This window comes from Sphingopyxis sp. A083, from assembly GCF_001468495.1.
Classification (GTDB): Bacteria; Pseudomonadota; Alphaproteobacteria; order Sphingomonadales; family Sphingomonadaceae; genus Sphingopyxis; species Sphingopyxis terrae.
The window spans coordinates 413,444-431,320 of sequence record NZ_LNSK01000001.1; the positions used below are offsets into that span (position 1 = coordinate 413,444).

Here is a 17,877-nt window from a genome sequence, read left to right on the forward strand (position 1 = left end):
GGTGGGATCGAACCGGAAGGGGGAGAGAGGATGAACTTCAAGAATATCTCGGCCTGGTCCATCCGGAACCCGATCCCGCCGCTCGTCATGTTCTTCGGTCTGACGGTGGCGGGCATCGTCTCCTTCCTCATGATGGGGGTCCAGAGCGATCCCGACATCGATTTTCCGGGCGCCATCGTCATCATCGCCCAGCCGGGCGCCGCGCCCACCGAACTCGAAACGCAGGTCACGCAGCGTGTCGAGGCGGCGGTGCGGACGATCGAGGGGATCGACGAGCTCAATTCGACGGTTACCGAAGGCCAGTCGCAGACCTTCGTCCAGTTCGCGATCGGCACGCCGATCGACCGGGCGGTGACTGACATTCGCGACAAGATCACCCAGATCCGCAGCAACCTGCCGAACGGCATCCTCGAACCGCAGGTTATCCGCCTCTCTACCTCGGGCAACACGCTTGCCTATTGGTCGGCTTCGGCCACCGATATGACGCTCGAGGAATTGAGCTGGTATGTCGACAATGTCGTCGCGAAGCGGCTGATCGCGGTCCCCGGCATGGGCGACGCCTATCGCCGGGGCGGCGTCAGCCGCGAAATCCGCGTCATCCTCAACCCCGAACGCATGCGCGCCTACGGCCTTACCGCCGCCGCGGTGAACACCCAGCTCGTCCAGCTCAATGTCAATGCGGCCGGCGGCCGGATGGAGGTCGCGGGCTCCGAGCAGGCGGTGCGTATCCTCGGGAACGCGAGCAGCGCCAACGCGCTCGGCGAGACGCTAATCTCGGTCGGGACGAACCGGACCGTGCGCCTCGCCGATATCGCCGAGGTCAAGGATCTCTACGCCGAGCAGCGCTCGGTCTCGAAGCAGGACGGGCGGCAGGTGCTGACCTTCGGCTTCGAGCGCGCCAAGGGCGCCTCGGATGTGACCGTCTATGACGCTGCGGTCGAGGAGCTGCGAAAACTCGAGAAGGAAAACCCCAAGGTCAAATTCACCGAGCTGTTCAGCGATATCGAATATACCAAAGGCCAATATCATTCGGCGATCAATGCGATGGTCGAGGGCGCGATCCTCGCGGTCGTCGTCGTCTTCCTTTTCTTGCGCGACTGGCGGGCGACGTTGATCTCGGCGCTCGCCATCCCGCTGTCGGCGGTCCCGACCTTCCTGTTCATGGACCTCATGGGCTTCTCGCTCAACATGATGACCTTGCTCGCGCTCAGCCTCGTTGCCGGCGTGCTGGTCGACGATGCGATCGTCGAGATCGAGAATATCGTGCGCCACATGCGGATGGGCAAATCGGCCTATCAGGCCTCGATCGATGCGGCCGACGAGATCGGCCTCGCGGTGCTCGCGACAACCATGACGATCGTCGCGGTGTTCCTGCCGGTCGGGCTGATGCCGGGCGTCGCCGGGCAATATTTCAAGAATTTCGGACTGACGGTCGTGGCCGCGGTGCTGATGAGCCTCGCGGTCGCGCGCATGATCACACCCATGCTCGCCGCCTATTTTCTCTCTGCGCAGGGTCCGCAAAAGCATGGCGAGGGCCCGCTGATCGACACCTATATGCGCATCTTGCGCTGGAGCCTCGACACCAGCGGGGCCGCTGCCGCGCGTGCGCGCGGCGGGCGCTGGAAATGGCTCGGTTACATCAAGGACCATCGCGTCTGGGTGGTCGGCATCGGTGTGCTGGCGCTCTTTGCGACCATTTTCAGCTTCTCGCTGCTCCCGATGACCTTCCAGCCGTCGATCGATTCCGACACGAGCCGCGTGGCCATCCAGCTCGCCCCGGGCGCAACGCTCGAACAGACCGAGGCAGTGGCCGACGAGGTGACCGATCTCATGAAGCGCGACCCGCTCGTCGAATCCGCCCTGTCGCGGATCGATGTCGGCACGGCGACGGTCTATCTGAAATTGCGCAAGGACCGCGAGCTGACCTCGACCGAGTTCGAAAAGGACCGCGCGCCGCGGCTAGCGCAGGTTCCCGATGCCCGAATCAACTTCCAGTCGCAGCATGGCGGCGGCGGCGGCAGCAGCCGCGACATCTCGATCACGCTCGGCAGCGACGACCCGAAGAAGCTCGAAGATGTCGGCAACCGGCTGCTTGCCGAGATGGCCCGCGTGAAGGAAATCCGGTCGCCGCGTGTCGAGGGCAATCTTCAGCGCCCCGAGATCGTCATTCGCCCGCGCTTCGCGCTCGCGGCGCAGCTCGGCGTGACGACGCAGGCGCTCAGCCAGTCGATCCGCGTCGCGACATTGGGCGAGATCGACCAGAATAGCGCGAAATTCTCGCTGTCCGACCGGCAAATCCCCGTTCGCGTCGCGCTTGCGGAAACCGCGCGCGAGCGGCTCGATACGCTGCGCAATATGCCTGTTCCGACCCGGAACGGGGGAACGGTGCCGCTCTCGGTTGTGGCCGAGATCGGCTTCGGCGCCGGCCCGACCCAGATCAATCGGACCAACCAGGTGCGCCAGCTCACCATCGGGGCCGACCTGGCTCCGGGTCTCGTGACCGGTCAGGCGATGGACAAGGTCGAGGCGCTGCCGGCGCTCAAGGCGCTGCCCGCCGGGGTCACGCGGCTGGTACTCGGGAGCGCCAAGTGGCAGGCCGAGATGCTGCGCAACTTCGCGATCGCGGTCGTATCGGGGATTTTTCTCGTGCTCGCTGTGCTGATCCTACTCTATCGCAAGATCATCCCGCCCTTCGTCAACATGGGCTCGCTTCTGCTCGCCCCGCTCGGCGGGGCGGTCGCGTTGCTGCTGACGGGCTATCCGCTCTCGCTTCCCGTGTTCATCGGCGTGCTGATGCTGCTCGGTATCGTCGGCAAGAACAGCATCCTTCTCGTCGACTTCGCGATCGAGGAAATGGCGTCGGGGGTGCCGCGCGACGAGGCGATTGTCGACGCCGGACACAAGCGCGCGCAGCCGATCCTGATGACCACGGTCGCGATGGTCGCGGGCATGATCCCGACCGCGCTGTCGCTCACCGGCGACGGCGCATGGCGCGCGCCGATGGCGGTCACGGTGATCGGCGGGCTCATCCTGTCGACGATGCTGACACTGCTGATCGTGCCGGCGTCCTTCAGCCTCGCGGCGGGCTTCGAACGCCGGATGGTCCCGCGCTTGCGCCGCTGGTTCACGACGGGCGGCGCGCACGCCGACCCATCGCCTGCGGGCGTCACCGACATCGGCGCGGGGCAAAGCCCGGCGGCCGATCGATAGAGGAGTTAAGCTGATGGAGTTCGAGCGGGAGCATGACCTCCCCTATAGTCCGGAGCAGATATGGGCGGTCCTCGGCGATTTCGAGAACCACCGGATCTGGAATCCCTATGTCCGGATCGAGCAGCTTGCCGAGGACCCGATCGCGATCCGCTATTCGATGCGCATGGATCCGCACAAGCCCAAGTTTCTCGAAGTCTCCGCGGCGGTGCTCTCCGCGCGCCCGGGCGAGGAGCTGATACTCGACGTCAAGCCGAGCTTCATCCTCCAGTTCGAGGAGAGTTATATCCTGACGCCGACGGCGAGCGGGACGAAGTTCGTTCACCGCTATCGTTGCCGCGGGCCCTTTGCCTGGCTCCGGCTTCCCGGCATCAAGACCAGCTTCCAGCGAATGATCGCGTCGATCGACGGCATCCTGCTCAGCTACCTCAAGTCCAAATACAGCAAGCCGCCACCGCCGCCGCGACGGCCCAAGTCCAAGTTCAAAGGTGGCCGGCGATGACGAGCTTTCCGCTGCTCGCGCCGCACAAATGGCGTCCGCTCGGCGCGGCCTGGGCAATCGCCCTCCTGTCGAGCCTGGCCGTCCTCTTCGTCGGCGAGGTCATGGGCCAGGCGCCGTGCGACCTCTGCTGGTTCCAGCGTAGCTTCATGTTCCCGCTTGCGATCATTCTCGGCATCGCGGCGTTCAGGTCGGACCGCGCCATCGTTCCTTATGGGCTGGCGCTGGCTGCGGGCGGTGGTCTCGTCGCTTTCTATCATAGCCTGCTCTACGTCGGCGTCATTCCGGCCCCGATCGTCCCCTGCACCGGCGGTCCATCATGCTCGGGAGAGAGCATGGCAATCGGAGGCGTGCCGCTGCCCCTCCCGTCGCTGACCGCGTTCGCGCTCATCCTCACCCTCTTGCTCAACTTCCAAAGGAGACTGAAATCATGAACAAACGCATCGGAGTGGTGGCCACGCTTGTCGTTTCCGCACTCGCTTTCACCGGCGGCGCGATGCTCTACAGCGGAACCGCCGAGGGCGAACCCACGAAGAAGGTCGTGGCGGGGCCCGTCGACAGCCTCATTCGCCCGCATTCGCCGATCATCGGACCGAAAAATGCCCCGGTCACCATCGTCGAATTTTTCGACCCGTCGTGCGAGGCCTGCCGCGCCTTCTATCCCACGGTGAAGGGCATCGTTGCCAAATATCCCAAGGATGTGCGTCTCGTTATGCGCTACCTGCCGCTGCACCCCGGCTCGGCCGAGGCGATCGTGATCCTCGAAGCCGCCCGCGTCCAGGGCAAGCTCGAGCCGGTGACGGCCGCCCTGCTCGAAGCGCAGCCCGAATGGCACGACGGCAAGATGGACGGTGCCTGGGCGGCCGCCGAGAAGGCCGGCCTCAATGTCGCGAAGGCGCGCGCGATGCCGACAACCGATGCGATGGCCTGGATGGAGCAGGACATCGCCGACGCGCGTGCGGTCGGCGTCCGGGGCACGCCGACCTTCTTCGTCAATGGCGAGATGCTCGTCCAGCCGAGCCCCGAACAGGTCGAGGCCCGAGTCCAGGCCGCGGTAGCGGCAAAGGGCAAATGAGGGCCCGCACCCGTCCCGCTTCGTCCACGCGGGACGGGTGCCCACCATGCGGCGCGATACTGTCTCTCCCGCCATCGGCCTGTCGCATGGAGACGCCGGGTCACCGTCCGATCGGCAGCATCGGAGCCAATATTCACAGCGCATTCAAACATGAAGGGGGATTTTGAACGCCACGAAAAGGAGAGACTGACATGCGAAAACTGATGACGATCGCGGCCGCGATGCTCGCCTTCGCGCTCCCCGGAACAGCGCTTGCCCAGCACCATGGCGATCGCGGGGGATATAGCCGCGGACATGACGCGCCACGTGGTCATGACCGCGACTATCGTTCCTCACGCCACGGCGTGCCCAATTATGGCTATGATCGTGGCTATCGTGGCTACGATCCCTACTACCGCGGCCATGATCGCCGCTATGAACGGCGGGACCGCTACGAGCGGCGCTATCAGAAGCGCCGGATGCACCACCATCACCGCGGGCGTCACTGGCGCGGCTAGCCGCGACCGCGCGGGCCGGGCGAGAAACTACCGCTTCGCCCCATAGATTGAAATCGAGCCGGTCGGCGTCGGGATGACTCTCATCTCTTCGACCGCCTCGAAACCCGCGGCTTTAAGGATCACCGGGACGCAGCCCTTAGCGTTGGGTTCGGTATATTCGAACCCGTCGAGCAGCTGGATCTGTCGAAAAAGCATGCGCATCAGCAGCGAGCGCTGCTCGCCATAGTCGGCTATGAAAAGGGTCCCGCCCGGCCTCAGGAGCCTGAACATCTGCGCGGCAATCGCTTCCTTAACGGCCATCGGGCACTGGTGAAGGACCAGGCTCGATACGATCTTGTCGCATTGCCGGAGTGCGTCGATGCCGTCCAGCTCGTCGCCCATAGCCTCGAACCATCGAATCTCGGCATCGGCAACCTCAGCCTTGGCGCGCGCGATTTCCAGCACGGCGGGGTCGGGATCGACCGCCAGAACGATGCTCTCCGGCGCCGCCTGCTTGAGGGCGATCGCAAAGGTTCCCGTGCCGCACCCGATATCGACGATCCGCTCGCCCGGCCGCGGTTCGGCGAAGCGCAGCAAGTCGCTTCGCCATCTTTTCTCTCTGGTCATGAGGGCTATGGCGGCATCGTAGCGGTCGAGCGATCCGCTCTTGCCGAGTGCCGGGACGAAGTCTCTGTGTGCGTCTGACATGATGCGCCTCTACCAGGCGCGATCACGCACCGGCTTGAACGGAGAGGCTATGATTCGATGAAAAGGTCGCTTGCCCGGATACCGAACATCGCCTTGATCGTGCGGGCGAAATGCGCGCTGTCGCTGAACCCTGCCATGTGTGCGGCCTCGGTCGCGCTGCGGCGCATTCCCAATTCGTCGAAGGCGATAATCAACCTTCGCCAGAGCACAAAGCGCTGGAAGGGCATGCCGATCTCGGCGGCAAAGAGATGCCGGAAGCGGCCGAGCGAAAGGCGGCTCTCCTCCGCCACAGCCGCGAGACGGACAGAGCCCATGGGGATCAGGCGGTCAATCGAGGCGGCGGCGCGGGTGATGCGCGGATCGAGCGGGGGTCGGGCGCCTCGCGTGAGCCAGTTTTTCCAGAAGGACCGCTGTCCCGGCAGCGCGACATGAATCGGATCGGAGCAGATCAGCCGGTCTTTCAGATCTACCGGCGGACCGAAGACCACTGTCGGCTCGACGAACCATAATTCAGCCGTGGGCGCGGGGAGCAGCCGGTGCACGGTATCGGGTTCGATGAGCAAGCAACGCCCCGACAGGCGCGCGCCATCAGCATCGACCACGGTAAGCGGCTCGGCACAAAACACTGCCTGCGCCGCAAAATGGCGGTGCGCGGCGGCATCGCCAACCGAACCCGACCAGAGAGCATGATAGTCGCCGAGGCTAAGTCGGCCGTTCCAGTTGGACGTTTCGGGCATCGGGTCGCAATAGCAGGCCTAACTCGTGTGCGTAACGGGCGCCGGGTAAGCACTCTGGCTCGGAGGCTCTTTTCGGAAGCCGTCTTACGGCCAAGGAGGAGTGCGCCGACCCCGTGATGATTCCCCTCATCGACCGGGCGCTGTCTCGATGCGGCGATGTTGCCGACTGTTGTAACGATAGCCGATCCAGAGGATTGCAAGCGCGAGAAGCTGGAGCAACAACGGTTCGAGCGAAGGAAATATCCCCATCGCCGGGAAGCGGGGAAAATGAGCTAGCGGGGTGATGCCGAGGAGGCCGGCTTCCTGTAGCGCGCCCGCGCCCTTGCCGGCCAGGACAACCGCGAGGATAGCGATGAGCGAAGAGCTGTAAGCGAAAAATCTTCCGATCGGCAGGACCCGGCTGTAACGAAGCATGACCCATGCGATTGCTGCCAGGATCACCACTGCGGTTCCGGCTCCGGCGGCGATCGCGCTGCGGCTTCCTTGCGCGGCGAGAGCTGCGAAAAACAGGATGGTCTCAAAGACTTCCCGATAGACCACGAGGAAAGCGAGCCCGAACAGGAACCAGGCCGAGCGACGTGAAAGCGCTTTGCCCATCGCTTCGCGAATATAGCGCTGCCAGCTCTCCGCATGTGACTTTCCGTGCATCCAGATGCCGACCCAGACGAGAACGACTGCGGCGAAAAGCGAGCCAAATCCCTCTGTCAACTCGCGGTTCGCTCCGCTGATCGAGATTGCATAGGTCGCGACTGCCCAGGTTGCGCCGCCGGCTGCCAGGGCTGCGATCCAGCCGCCATGGACATAGGGTAGGACCTCAGGCCGTTCGGCCTTTCGTAAGAAAGCGATCATCGCCACGATGATCAGAAGCGCTTCGAGACCCTCGCGCAGCAAGATGGTAAGCGCCCCGACAAAGGTCGATGCGTCGCTGGCTGCATCGGGAGACAGTGCAGCTTCGGCATCGGCGAAAAGGGTTTCGACTGCGGCGGCTTTACCCGCGACCGCATCGACCGGCACACCTCGCGCGATGGACACGCGATAATCGGACATCGCGGATTCGATTTGCGCCATAAGGGCGGAATCGCGCGTCGTCAGGATCGGCTCAATCGGTTCGAAACCGTCGAGATAGGCGGACAGCGCGAGACGCTCTGCCTCGCTCCGATTTCCCTTGCGGTACGCGGCAAGGCTTTGCGCCAATTTGTCACGGGCAACCGCAAGCGTCGCGGGCGAAGCGGTTGTCAATGCTTGGGGATCTGAGCGCAAATAGGCGGTAAGCGCGTCGGCCTGCTCCGATCCCAGCCCACGACCAAGCACTTCCGGGCTGAGACTCGTGAAGGCTTGCAGGTCGGGGACCAGTTCGCGCGCCGCAGGGGTCTGGTTCCAGACACGCCGGCCGGCTGCGACGTCGCGAAAGGCAAATCCACCGGCATAGGCTGCTACCGCCCAGCGGTCGTCGGAGGGCAAATGGGCAAAACTGGGCATGGACGTGCCTTCGAGCCCCTGTCCTATCACCTGATAGAGCGCGAACAGACTGCGCTTGCGAGCGCGTCCGGCGTCGGTGAAATCGATAGGTGCCGGGTCGAGCCCCTTGGCCTGAGGTCCATTGCCATCGCCGCGCGCGCCGTGACAGCTGGCGCAATTTTCCAGATAGACTTGGGCTCCGCGCCGGGGATCTGGAGCGTTGCGCGGCGCGAGGGGCACAGGGTAGGCGGCGAGGAGGTCCGCCGCGAGTCCGCGCGCCTGGCCAGCCACCTTGCCGGGGTCCGCCTTCGATGCGATCGCCGTCTGGAGTTGTCCCGCTTCACTGACAAGGCGAGCCCGCGCCGGGGATACCGGAAGCGCTTCGATCCCCTTGCGAACGGTGGCGGAAAACTCGGTCATCTCGGCATATTCGACCGTGCTCGTCACCGCGCCATTCGAGACCGCTCCACCATAGTCGACCGCAACATAGTCCAGCAGGCGCCAGATGGTCTGGACTTCGCCGGCATCAGTGCGGGCCTGTGCCGTCGGCACGACGAGGCCGCAGATTGCAGCGAGCGCGATCAGCAGAGAGAGAAAGCGGCGGGCGGGGGGCATTGGCCCTATTGTCCGGGCACAGTCGACAGTTCGCGCAATTCGGTCCGCGCGCTGCGTAGAATCTCATAGGCCGAATGCAGGAAAAGCGTGGCAATGATGGCGGCGACTGCAAGGTCGGGCCAGGCTTGCCCGGTCCATGCGACGAGGCCGGCGGCGATGATCACCGCCACATTGGCGATCGCGTCGTTGCGGCTGAACAGCCACACCGCCCGGACATTGGCGTCGCCTTCGCGGAACCGCGAGAGGACCGCGGCCGAGGTGAGGTTGACGAGGAGGGCGGCGGCGCCGATGCCGCCCATCAGCTCGGCTTCGGGCGGAACCGCGGTCAGGGCACGCCACAGCGCGACGCCGATGACCCCTATGCCAAGCGACAGCAGGAACAGGCCTTGGGCTAAGGCGATACGCGTGCGGGCGAGCGCAGTCCAGCCTATCGCGACGAGGCCGGCCAACGTGATCGTGCCGTCGCCGATAAAGTCGAGCGAGTCGGCTTTCAGCGCCTGGCTGTTGGCGATGAACCCGCCGACGATCTCGATCGCGCCGAAGCCGAGATTGAGAATTACGACGATCCACAAGGCCCTTCGATAGGCGGGATCGCGTTCGGCCCTGACGGTGTCGCCCGTGCAGCCGCAATTGCTGTCGTTGCTCATTCCCCTGTTCTACATTCTACAGTAACTGTAGAAGCAAGCTGAAATCGAAACGAGACTGAGAGGAAGGGAGATGGCGCGCGACACGCGGCTGCCGATCGGCGGCCTGGCGAAACGCACCGGCACCAAGGTAAACACGATCCGCTTCTATGAGGATATCGGATTGCTGCCTTGCGCAGCGCGCACAGCCTCTGGCCGGCGCACCTACGGGGATGAGGATGTCGGGCGCCTCGCATTCATCCGCAATGCCCGCGGCCTCGGCTTTTCGATCGATGAAATCCGGTCGTTGACGGCGCTGGCCTTGGGGCCGGGGCAGGACTGCGCCGAAATCCGCGCAGTTGCGGCGCGTCACCTGCTCGATGTCGATGAAAAGCTGGAACGGATGGCGCGGCTCCGTGCTGAACTTGCCCGTATCGTCCAGCTCTGCGATGGCGGGCCGGTGTCGGATTGCCGGGTCATCGAGGCCATCGCCGCCGGAAATGCCTAGCCGCCGCGCTATCGGGACTGTCGGCGGCTTGCGGCTCAGCCGCAGCAACTGCCCTTGCCGCCGTCAACCTGTATTGGCGGGCAGGGTACCGTGCCATAGGAACAGAAGACACAGCAGTCTCCTGGCAGCGGCTTGAGCAGCGCGCCGCATCCCTTGCAGTCGTAGAAATACTGACACGCATCGGTGGGCATGATTTCGTCGGCGATTTGACCGCAGAGCGGACACGTCAGCGTCGATTGCAGGACCGGCGAGGGATCAAGCATAGCGATAGCCGAGCCAGAGGAGGACGGCGGCGAGGAGCAGTCCGATCAGGGTCACAAAGCGCAGCGACGCGGGCACGCACAGGCCATCGGCGCCGCAGCGCGCCGCGCGCATCTGCTGGCGCGCCAGCAGGACGCCACCGGCGACGAGCGAAATTGCGCCGAATGCGACGAACCAGAGCCGGTAGGGCGCGGCCGGGACCGCTATGCCGACGAGCCAGGCGGACCCGAGCCCCGCCGAGGCCAGCAGCATGGGGAGGGCGCAGCAGGTGGCTGCGAGAAAGCCCGATGCGATCCCGCCAAGCGCCAGCGAAATGGCCCCAAATCCTTTTGGACGCCTTGCATCTCCAGCCAAATTCAAACTCCTTGTTTCGCGGTAGCGGCAAGTCTACCATCTGTAGTGACTACAGATGCAAGCGGAATCGCAATGGCCCCCTCAAGCACCATCCCCATCGGCGAGCTTTCTCGGCTTACCGGCTGCAATATCGAGACGATCCGCTATTATGAGCGCATCGGCATTCTGCCCGCGCCGGTCCGGTACGGGCGATTTCGCCGTTATGATTCAGCTGGTGTGCGGCGCCTTGCATTTGTGCGCCGCGCGCGCGAACTGGGGTTTCCCCTCGATACGGTCCGGACTTTGCTCCTTCTTGCCGAAGGCGGCGGCCATAGCTGCGATCAGGCGCGCCATATGGCCGAGAGCCAGCTTGCCGACGTCCTCGCCAAGCGCGCCGACCTCGACCGGATGGCCGCTGTCTTGGGCGATCTTGTCGAGGCGTGCGGCGCCGGCGATGCCGGGGGCTGCCCGCTTCTGGAGGCGCTGTCCGACTAGGTTCGAGTACAGCCGTCTTCCGCCAGCGCCCCAAAGCAGCCATTGCGCGCGGCAACTAGGGCCACCGCGCGCAATGGCGGCGCGTTACGGCGCCTTGTCGAGCTTGGTGATCGTCCCGGCCTTGCCGTCCCAATTGAGCTCGAACGCGACCTTGTCGCCGACCTTGATGTCCTTCAGCAGCTCGGGTTTCGCCGCAAAACCCATCGTCATCGGCGGCCATTCGAGTTCGGCGATCGCGCCATGATCGAGCGTGACCTGGCCTTTTGCCGTATCGATCGCGGTCACGGTCGCCGTGCCCTTGCCATGCTTCGTTTCGGCCGGGGCCGCCATGGTCCCTGTGTCATCGGCCATCGCGGCCTTTTCTTCCGTCTTCGGTGCTTCGCCTTGCTTGCCGCAGGCGACAAGTCCAGCGCCGAGCGCAAGGCTGAGCGTAATCGCAGTGAGTTTATTCATGTCGTTTCTCCTTCGGGTTGGACGGGATGAGCCGCACGCCTTCGCATCAGCAGATAGGCGGCGGGAATGATAAGCATCGACAGCAGCGGCGCGGTGAGCATGCCGCCGATCATCGGCGCGGCGATGCGGCTCATCACTTCGGAGCCGGTGCCGGTCCCGACGAGGATCGGGAACAGGCCCGCGAGGATAACCGCAACGGTCATCGCCTTCGGGCGGACGCGGAGCAGCGCGCCTTCGCGAACCGCGGCCAATATGTGGCCGTCGCTGCGATCGGCGAGCGCATGCTTGAGATAGATGAGCATGACGACCCCGAACTCGGCGGCAACGCCCGCAAGCGCGATGAACCCGACCGCGCTCGCGACCGACTGGTTATAGCCAAGCAGATAGAGGAGCCAGAGCCCGCCGGTGAGCGCAAAGGGCAGGGTCGCCATGATGAGCAGCGCCTCGTCCCAGCGGCGGAAGGTCAGGTAGAGCAGCAGGAAGATGATCGCGAGCGTGACCGGCACGACGACCTTCATCCGCTCGGTCGCACGAACGAGGAACTCGAACTGCCCGGTGTAGGAAACGCTGACGCCGGGCGGCAGATCGACATCGCGCGCGATCGCCCGCTGGATGTCCTGCACGAGGCCCTGCAAATCGCGGCCGCGGCTGTCGACGTAGATCCAGGTCACCGGGCGGCCATTCTCGCTGCGCAGCATCGGCGGCCCGTCGCTGACCTTGACTCTGGCCACCGTGCCGAGCGTGATCTGCTGGCGCGACGGCGTCAGGACCGGAAGGCTCGCGAGCTCGCCGATACTGTCGCGCAGCTCGCGCGGGTAGCGGACGCTGATCGGATAGCGGGCGAGCCCCTCGACCGTCTGGCCGATCGTCTCGCCGCCGATCGCGCCCGAGACGATCGCTTGCACGTCGGCGACATTGAGGCCGTAGCGTGCTGCGGCGGCGCGATCGATGTCGACATCGATATAGCGCCCACCAGTCAGCCGCTCGGCCAGCGCCGACGCTACGCCGGGTACGGTCTTGACGACCGCTTCGATGCGCTTGGCGGTGCGATCGATCCCGGCAAGATTCGAGCCCGCGACCTTGATGCCGACCGGGCTCTTGATCCCGGTCGCAAGCATGTCGATGCGATTGCGGATCGGGGGAATCCAGAAATTGGCGAGCCCCGGAACCCGGACCCGCGCGTCGAGCTCCTCGATCAATTTCTCCTCGGTCATGCCGGGGCGCCAACGGTCCTTCGGCTTGAAGCGGATCGTCGTCTCGAACATCTCGAGCGGCGCGGGGTCGGTCGCGCTGTCGGCCCGCCCCGCCTTGCCGAACACGCTCTCGACCTCGGGCACGGTCTTGATCAGTCGGTCCGTCTGCTGGAGCAGGCTCGATGCCCTTGCGGCCGAGATGCCGGGTAGCGCCGAGGGCATGTAAAGGAGGTCGCCTTCGTGCATCTGCGGCATGAACTCGCCGCCGATCTGGGTCATCGGCCACAGGCTGGTGGCGAAGACGAGGCCGGCGATCACGAGCGCTTTTTTCGGCCGTTCGAGCACCCAGTCGAGTGCCGGGCGATAGATGCGGGTCAGCCAGCGGTTGACCGGATTACTCTGTTCGGCGGGTATCTTACCGCGGATCAGCCAGCCCATCAGCACCGGGATGAGCGTGATCGAGAGGATCGCGGCGGCCGCCATCGCATAGGTTTTGGTGAAGGCGAGCGGCGAGAAGAGCCGTCCCTCCTGGCCTTCGAGCGTGAAGATGGGGAGGAAGGAGAAGGTGATGATGAGGAGGCTGAGGAAGAGGGCGGGCCCAACCTCGGCGGCGGCGTCGGTGATGACGCGCCAGCGTTCGGCGCCTTTCAGTTCCTCGCCCGGATGATCGCGCTCCCAATGTTCGAGATGCTTATGGGCATTTTCGATCATCACCACCGCAGCGTCGACCATCGCACCGACCGCGATGGCGATGCCGCCGAGCGACAATATATTGGCGTTGAGTCCCTGCAGCCGCATCACGATGAAGGCGATGAGGATGCCGAGCGGCAGCGTCAGGATCGCGACCAGTGCCGAGCGCGCGTGCCAGAGGAAGAGCGCGCAGACGAGCCCGACGATGATGAACTCTTCGACGAGCTTCGAGGTAAGATTGTCGACCGCGCGGTCGATCAACCCCGAGCGGTCATAAGTGGTGATGATCTCGACCCCGGGCGGCAGGCTGCGCTTGAGCTCGGCGAGCTTGGTGCGCACGCCGTCGATGACTTCGCGGGCATTCTTGCCCTCGCGCATGACGATCACGCCGCCCGCGACTTCGCCCTCGCCGTTGAGTTCGGCGATGCCCCGCCTTGTGTCGGGACCGATCTGCACCGTCGCGACATCGCCGACCGTTACCGGGAGTCCGCCCGCGGCGGTGCGGATCGGGACGGCGCGGAAGTCGTCGAGCGACTCCAGATAGCCGCTCGCGCGGACGATATATTCAGCCTCAGCGAGTTCTAGGGAGCCGCCGCCGCTTTCCTGGTTGGCGCGCTTGAGGGCGTCGGCGACGTCGGTTGCAGTCACCCCGAACGCGGCGAGCTTCTGCGGATCGACGATGATCTGATACTGGCGCACCATGCCGCCGATGCTCGCGACCTCGGCGACGCCGGGAACCGATTTAAGCTCGAAGCGGAGGAACCAGTCCTGAAGACTGCGGAGTTCGGCAAGATCGTGGCGGCCGCTTTTGTCGACGAGCGCATATTCATAGATCCAGCCAACCCCGGTCGCGTCGGGACCGATGCTCGCGCGCGCGCCCTCGGGGAGACGGCTTTGCACCTGGCTCAGATATTCGAGCACGCGGCTGCGCGCCCAATAGGGATCGGTGCCGTCGTCGAACAGGACATAGACGAAGCTGTCGCCGACGAAGCTGTAGCCGCGCACCACGCGCGCGCCCGGCACCGAGAGCATCGTCGTCGTGATCGGATAGGTGACCTGGTCCTCGACGATCCGCGGTGCCTGTCCCGCATAGCTGGTGCGGACGATGACCTGGACGTCCGACAGGTCGGGCAGGGCGTCGACCGGAGTCGTGCGCACCGCGGCGATCCCGAGCAAGGTCAGGATCAGCGCCGAAGCGACGACAAGCCCGCGCGCCGCGACCGAGGCGCGAATAATGCGTGCGATCATTGCGCTGGCTCCAGCGGACGAACCGTGAGACCGGTCAGGCTCGCCTCGGAATCGAGCAGGAACTGGCCCGACGCGACGACCTTCTCGCCGGGGGCGAGCCCTCGCAATATCTCGGTCTTGCCGCCGCCTTCGCGTCCGGCGACCACTTCGGCGGGATGGTAGCGTCCGTCGCCCTTCTCGAGCATCACGATGCTGCGCGTGCCGGTGCGGATCACCGCTTCGCTTGGCACCAGCAGCGTTGGCTTGGCGTCCCCGCCGAGCGCGACGACGGCGAACATGCCGGGGCGTAGGCGACCGCCGCGGTTGGCGAGCTCGATGCGCACTGTCAGCGTCCGGCTGTCCGCCGCTGCGGTCGGCAGGATCGCGACGACCCGCCCGGTAAAAGCCTCGCCGGGAAAGGCGGTGAGGTTCGCGGTGGCAGGTTGGCCGATCTTCACCAGTCCGGCCTGCGCTTCGGGGAGCGCGGCATTGAGCCACACCGTTCCAAGTCCCGAGATTTCGGCAAGTGTCTGCCCCGAGGCGAGAGTCACGCCTGCACGGGCATTGAGCGTCTGGACCACGCCGCCGATCGGCGCGCGCACCGTCAGTCTGCCGCCGGTCCGTCCGCTCCGGTCGACCTCGGCGATCACGCCTTCGGGCATGCCCATCAGCCGCAGCCGCTGCCGCGCGGCCGCCGTGAGTTCAGGTTTGCCGAGCTTCTTGACGCTCAGATATTCGGTCTGGGCGCTGCCCCATTCAGGCAATTGCAATTCGGCGATCGGCGCACCGGCGCCGATGACATCGCCAGGCGCGAGGCGATAGACGCGTTCGACGAAGCCGCCCGAGCGCGCCTGGACGATCGCGACATCGCGCTGGTTGAAATCGATACTGCCGTTGACGTCGAAGGTTGCGGCAAGGCTCCCCATTTCGGCCGCGACCACTCTTATGCCGAGGCTCTGACGCGCCGACGGGTCAATCGACACGCCGGGCGCCGCGCCGCCACCCTCGTCGGCATATTTGGGCTCGAGCTGCATGTCCATGAAGGGCGACTTGCCGGGCTTGTCGAACTTCTGGTTCGGGAACATCGGATCATAATAGTAGAGGATCTTGCGCCCGCCGCTTGCCGTCTCGGTTGGTGCATCGCTCTTGCCGCTCTGTCCCAACCAATAACCGCCGCCGCCCGCGATCAGCACCGTGGCCAGGATTGCGACGCGCCAGCGCGCCGCTGATGTTGCATCGGTCATCGACCTGCCTCCCCATAAATATAATTGATCCGGATCGCGTCGCGCGCGACCTCGGCTTCGCGCGCCAGCGCATCGACTTCGGCCTCGGCAAGCGCGAGAGTCGACAGGAGCGCGGTCCCGAGGTCGAGCTTTCCGGCGGCGTAGCTTGCAAGATCGAGCTCGGCGCGCTTCTTCGCGAGCGGCACGAGCCGCGTACGTGCATTGGCGAGCTGCTCATGATGCATGCGGTGATCGGCGAGATCGGCGTCGAGCGCTGCCGCGATGTCGCGCTTGGCAGCCTCGCGGTCGAGCCGGGCGCGCATCGCCTCGCTGGCGCGCGCGGCGATCTTGGGGTCCTGCCGCTTTTTCGAGAAGAAGGGCAGGTCGACGGTGACCCCGACCGTGACGAGATCACCGTAATTGGGCTCGCGGCGCCCATAGGCCGCGTTGACGCTCCAGTCGGGTCGCTTGTCGGCGCGTGCGAGACCGGTCTCGGCGTCGGCGGCGAGGGCGCGGGCATCGAGTGCTCTGAGCTTTGGCAGGGCGTCGATGCCGGCGCGCAATCCTTGTTCGTCGATCGACTGCGGCGGCAAGTCGCCGAGCGTGTCGGCGGCGGGGTCGCCGGTGAAGCGGGCGAGCTGCGCGCGGGCGCGGGCGATCTCGGCGGCGAGCGCGCTGCGGCGATCGTTGATCGCGGCGCGAAGCTGATCGGGTTCGAGCGCCTGCGCCGGGCGCGCCGCACCGCTGGCAAGCCGCGCCGTCACGGTCGATTGAAGGTCCTCGAGGCCGCTATCGAGCAGGTCGAGTTCCTTCAGCTCCTTCTTGGCATAATAGAGATCGACCCAGGCGAGCGCGGTCGCGAGCCTGATGTCCTGCGCGGTGACCGCTTCGTCGGCGCGGGCGATTCCAATGTCGGCCTGCGCGCGGGTCGCGCGCGCGCGGCGTTTGGCGGGGTTCGGAAAATCCTGGCTGACGCCGATGACCTGCATCGTGAAATCGTCGCGATTGAACCGGCCCGCGTCGGGTCCGGTCACCGGGAAATCCTGGAGGACGATATTGAGTTTCGGGTCGGGCAGCCGGTCGGCGGCGATCGCCGCCGATTGGGCGGCGTCGACGCCCGCTTCGCGGCTTTGCAGTTCGGGTGCCTCCGATGCTGCTCGGCTGAGCGCCGAATCGAGCGTCATCGGCTCGGCGTGAAGAGCCGAGGGCAGCGCAAGCAAGGCTGCCGTAAAATATGGGCGCATGATGTCCCCCTGCTGTGGACTGGGCGAAAGCCTCCCCGGCGTCTGTACGCCGGGGAAGAAAGACCGTTACCCTTGCGGGGGCATCCTTTGGTCGCCGGACATATTCTTCATGCAGTCCGCCGGACTCACCTTCATCATGTCGCAGTCGCAATGCGCCATCTGTCCCGGCTTGTCCTTGACCCAGACGCGGACTCGCGAGGTGGTATTGGACTTGTTCGGCCCTGGCACCTGGCGGGTCTGCCATTCATGATGGCCGCCGGACGGTTCTTGGGCGAGGACGGGAGCGGCAAGCGTTGCTGCCGCGAGCGCGGCAACGGCAAAAAACGGTTTCATGTTGAATTCCTTGATTGAAAAGCGTGAAACCGCGCGCCGGGACGAGCCGGTGCGCGTCGGCAATTCAGGCAAGAAATAGGGGCGGGTCGGGTTCGGGGCCGAATGTTCTTCCGGCGAGGCGCCGGACAGGAAGCGGATCGAAAGAGCCGGCGACAAATGTCTTTTCGGCAAGGGGGGTAGCCGGAGAGACGACGGCGGGCGGTAGCGCGCAGCCCATCTTGGCGATGCAGTCGAGCGTGAGGCCCTTGCACGGAGCGCTCTTCTGGGATTTTTTAATCCCCATCATCTCCGCGCATTCGTCGCTCATCGCCGCCGCGAACGCCGTCTCGGCCGACGGGAGCGCGGGCGCCGAGGCGAATGCGGTCTCCTGCGCCAGAAGGCCGAGTAAGGCTCCGACAAGAAGTAGAAAGGTGAGCCAGCGTTTCACGGTCGAAGCATGATCCTTGTCAAACTTGGCGTCAATCTAAACCGGGGTGGAGATCCCGCTCACTTGTTCGCCGACTGTCCCGTCGTGGTTAC

The 17,877-nt window shown here is 65.2% G+C and carries 19 protein-coding genes; 7 read left to right on the plus strand and 12 right to left on the minus strand.

All coding sequences use genetic code 11. From position 1 onward, the window contains the following. Positions 1 to 30 precede the first annotated feature (30 nt). The 5 genes from ATE59_RS01990 to ATE59_RS02010 all read left to right on the plus strand — a co-directional run bounded on the left by ATE59_RS01990 (position 31) and on the right by ATE59_RS02010 (position 5,278). Positions 31 to 3,210, plus strand: a complete 3,180-nt coding sequence (locus tag ATE59_RS01990) for an efflux RND transporter permease subunit (protein WP_003046483.1) — start codon at positions 31 to 33, stop codon at positions 3,208 to 3,210. A gap of 13 nt (positions 3,211 to 3,223) precedes the next feature. Next, entirely contained in the window at positions 3,224 to 3,709 is a 486-nt protein-coding gene (locus ATE59_RS01995) for an SRPBCC family protein (protein WP_003046480.1), read from the plus strand. Then, positions 3,706 to 4,140: a disulfide bond formation protein B gene (locus ATE59_RS02000; RefSeq protein ID WP_003046478.1), complete on the plus strand. Its 435-nt coding sequence runs from the start codon at positions 3,706 to 3,708 to the stop codon at positions 4,138 to 4,140. Before ATE59_RS01995 ends, ATE59_RS02000 begins: the two co-directional genes overlap by 4 nt. Continuing rightward, positions 4,137 to 4,781 carry a DsbA family protein gene (locus ATE59_RS02005; RefSeq protein WP_003046475.1) on the plus strand — a complete coding sequence of 215 codons (645 nt, stop codon included), beginning with the start codon at positions 4,137 to 4,139 and terminating at the stop codon, positions 4,779 to 4,781. Before ATE59_RS02000 ends, ATE59_RS02005 begins: the two co-directional genes overlap by 4 nt. A 191-nt stretch (positions 4,782 to 4,972) precedes the next feature. Further along, positions 4,973 to 5,278, plus strand: a complete 306-nt coding sequence (locus ATE59_RS02010) for a hypothetical protein (RefSeq protein WP_003046472.1) — start codon at positions 4,973 to 4,975, stop codon at positions 5,276 to 5,278. Between the two features lie 27 nt (positions 5,279 to 5,305). Here the strand turns inward: ATE59_RS02010 and ATE59_RS02015 are convergent, their stop codons facing one another. The 4 genes from ATE59_RS02015 to ATE59_RS02030 all read right to left on the minus strand — a co-directional run bounded on the left by ATE59_RS02015 (position 5,306) and on the right by ATE59_RS02030 (position 9,422). After that, entirely contained in the window at positions 5,306 to 5,965 is a 660-nt protein-coding gene (locus ATE59_RS02015) for a class I SAM-dependent methyltransferase (protein ID WP_037553277.1), read from the minus strand. 47 nt (positions 5,966 to 6,012) lie between these two features. Then, positions 6,013 to 6,567 (minus strand): helix-turn-helix transcriptional regulator, encoded by a 555-nt coding sequence (locus ATE59_RS02020; RefSeq protein ID WP_171005260.1) that lies wholly within the window; start codon positions 6,565 to 6,567, stop codon positions 6,013 to 6,015. Between the two features lie 261 nt (positions 6,568 to 6,828). Continuing rightward, a complete protein-coding gene (locus ATE59_RS02025; protein WP_003046463.1) occupies positions 6,829 to 8,775 on the minus strand; it encodes a cytochrome c/FTR1 family iron permease in 1,947 nt (648 codons plus the stop codon). A 5-nt stretch (positions 8,776 to 8,780) separates the two neighbouring features. Next, complete coding sequence (locus ATE59_RS02030; protein ID WP_037553278.1) at positions 8,781 to 9,422, minus strand: cation transporter; 642 nt, start codon at positions 9,420 to 9,422, stop codon at positions 8,781 to 8,783. Between the two features lie 70 nt (positions 9,423 to 9,492). Here ATE59_RS02030 and ATE59_RS02035 point away from each other — a divergent pair, with 70 nt between their 5' ends. Then, entirely contained in the window at positions 9,493 to 9,906 is a 414-nt protein-coding gene (locus tag ATE59_RS02035; protein ID WP_003046458.1) for a MerR family transcriptional regulator, read from the plus strand. A gap of 35 nt (positions 9,907 to 9,941) precedes the next feature. Here the strand turns inward: ATE59_RS02035 and ATE59_RS18300 are convergent, their stop codons facing one another. Continuing rightward, on the minus strand, positions 9,942 to 10,169 hold the full coding sequence (locus ATE59_RS18300; RefSeq protein WP_081611194.1) for a GDCCVxC domain-containing (seleno)protein: 228 nt from the start codon (positions 10,167 to 10,169) through the stop codon (positions 9,942 to 9,944). Continuing rightward, positions 10,162 to 10,419, minus strand: coding sequence for a hypothetical protein (locus ATE59_RS02040; RefSeq protein WP_003046455.1), 258 nt, complete (start codon positions 10,417 to 10,419; stop codon positions 10,162 to 10,164). Before ATE59_RS02040 ends, ATE59_RS18300 begins: the two co-directional genes overlap by 8 nt. 174 nt (positions 10,420 to 10,593) lie before the next feature. Between ATE59_RS02040 and ATE59_RS02045 the strand changes: the two genes are divergently transcribed. Further along, positions 10,594 to 10,995 (plus strand): MerR family transcriptional regulator, encoded by a 402-nt coding sequence (locus tag ATE59_RS02045; protein WP_003046453.1) that lies wholly within the window; start codon positions 10,594 to 10,596, stop codon positions 10,993 to 10,995. An 84-nt stretch (positions 10,996 to 11,079) separates the two neighbouring features. On the opposite strand, the gene ATE59_RS02050 is transcribed toward ATE59_RS02045, so the two are convergent. The 6 genes from ATE59_RS02050 to ATE59_RS02075 all read right to left on the minus strand — a co-directional run bounded on the left by ATE59_RS02050 (position 11,080) and on the right by ATE59_RS02075 (position 17,785). Then, complete coding sequence (locus ATE59_RS02050; RefSeq protein WP_003046451.1) at positions 11,080 to 11,448, minus strand: copper-binding protein; 369 nt, start codon at positions 11,446 to 11,448, stop codon at positions 11,080 to 11,082. After that, the gene (locus ATE59_RS02055) at positions 11,445 to 14,579 is read right to left on the minus strand and encodes an efflux RND transporter permease subunit (RefSeq protein ID WP_058539243.1); all 3,135 of its coding nucleotides are present in this window, start codon (positions 14,577 to 14,579) and stop codon (positions 11,445 to 11,447) included. The genes ATE59_RS02050 and ATE59_RS02055 overlap by 4 nt, the downstream gene beginning before the upstream one ends. Further along, on the minus strand, positions 14,576 to 15,802 hold the full coding sequence (locus tag ATE59_RS02060) for an efflux RND transporter periplasmic adaptor subunit (protein WP_003046445.1): 1,227 nt from the start codon (positions 15,800 to 15,802) through the stop codon (positions 14,576 to 14,578). The genes ATE59_RS02055 and ATE59_RS02060 overlap by 4 nt, the downstream gene beginning before the upstream one ends. Further along, positions 15,799 to 17,025: a TolC family protein gene (locus tag ATE59_RS02065; protein WP_003046442.1), complete on the minus strand. Its 1,227-nt coding sequence runs from the start codon at positions 17,023 to 17,025 to the stop codon at positions 15,799 to 15,801. Before ATE59_RS02065 ends, ATE59_RS02060 begins: the two co-directional genes overlap by 4 nt. Positions 17,026 to 17,091: 66 nt before the next feature. Then, positions 17,092 to 17,358 carry a hypothetical protein gene (locus ATE59_RS02070; protein ID WP_003046439.1) on the minus strand — a complete coding sequence of 89 codons (267 nt, stop codon included), beginning with the start codon at positions 17,356 to 17,358 and terminating at the stop codon, positions 17,092 to 17,094. Positions 17,359 to 17,422: 64 nt separating this feature from the next. Further along, complete coding sequence (locus ATE59_RS02075) at positions 17,423 to 17,785, minus strand: hypothetical protein (protein WP_003046437.1); 363 nt, start codon at positions 17,783 to 17,785, stop codon at positions 17,423 to 17,425. Between the last annotated feature and the right edge of the window lie 92 nt (positions 17,786 to 17,877).

Excerpts from the sequence above, each read along its gene's own strand:
- ATE59_RS01990 (WP_003046483.1), top strand. The coding sequence starts at position 31 with ATGAACTTCAAGAATATCTCGGCCTGGTCCATCCGGAACCCGATCCCG.
- ATE59_RS01995 (WP_003046480.1), top strand. The coding sequence starts at position 3,224 with ATGGAGTTCGAGCGGGAGCATGACCTCCCCTATAGTCCGGAGCAGATA.
- ATE59_RS02000 (WP_003046478.1), top strand. The coding sequence starts at position 3,706 with ATGACGAGCTTTCCGCTGCTCGCGCCGCACAAATGGCGTCCGCTCGGC.
- ATE59_RS02005 (WP_003046475.1), top strand. The coding sequence starts at position 4,137 with ATGAACAAACGCATCGGAGTGGTGGCCACGCTTGTCGTTTCCGCACTC.
- ATE59_RS02010 (WP_003046472.1), top strand. The coding sequence starts at position 4,973 with ATGCGAAAACTGATGACGATCGCGGCCGCGATGCTCGCCTTCGCGCTC.
- ATE59_RS02015 (WP_037553277.1), bottom strand. The coding sequence starts at position 5,965 with ATGTCAGACGCACACAGAGACTTCGTCCCGGCACTCGGCAAGAGCGGA.
- ATE59_RS02025 (WP_003046463.1), bottom strand. The coding sequence starts at position 8,775 with ATGCCCCCCGCCCGCCGCTTTCTCTCTCTGCTGATCGCGCTCGCTGCA.
- ATE59_RS02030 (WP_037553278.1), bottom strand. The coding sequence starts at position 9,422 with ATGAGCAACGACAGCAATTGCGGCTGCACGGGCGACACCGTCAGGGCC.
- ATE59_RS02035 (WP_003046458.1), top strand. The coding sequence starts at position 9,493 with ATGGCGCGCGACACGCGGCTGCCGATCGGCGGCCTGGCGAAACGCACC.
- ATE59_RS18300 (WP_081611194.1), bottom strand. The coding sequence starts at position 10,169 with ATGCTTGATCCCTCGCCGGTCCTGCAATCGACGCTGACGTGTCCGCTC.
- ATE59_RS02040 (WP_003046455.1), bottom strand. The coding sequence starts at position 10,419 with ATGCTGCTGGCCTCGGCGGGGCTCGGGTCCGCCTGGCTCGTCGGCATA.
- ATE59_RS02045 (WP_003046453.1), top strand. The coding sequence starts at position 10,594 with ATGGCCCCCTCAAGCACCATCCCCATCGGCGAGCTTTCTCGGCTTACC.
- ATE59_RS02050 (WP_003046451.1), bottom strand. The coding sequence starts at position 11,448 with ATGAATAAACTCACTGCGATTACGCTCAGCCTTGCGCTCGGCGCTGGA.
- ATE59_RS02055 (WP_058539243.1), bottom strand. The coding sequence starts at position 14,579 with ATGATCGCACGCATTATTCGCGCCTCGGTCGCGGCGCGCGGGCTTGTC.
- ATE59_RS02060 (WP_003046445.1), bottom strand. The coding sequence starts at position 15,802 with ATGACCGATGCAACATCAGCGGCGCGCTGGCGCGTCGCAATCCTGGCC.
- ATE59_RS02065 (WP_003046442.1), bottom strand. The coding sequence starts at position 17,025 with ATGCGCCCATATTTTACGGCAGCCTTGCTTGCGCTGCCCTCGGCTCTT.
- ATE59_RS02070 (WP_003046439.1), bottom strand. The coding sequence starts at position 17,358 with ATGAAACCGTTTTTTGCCGTTGCCGCGCTCGCGGCAGCAACGCTTGCC.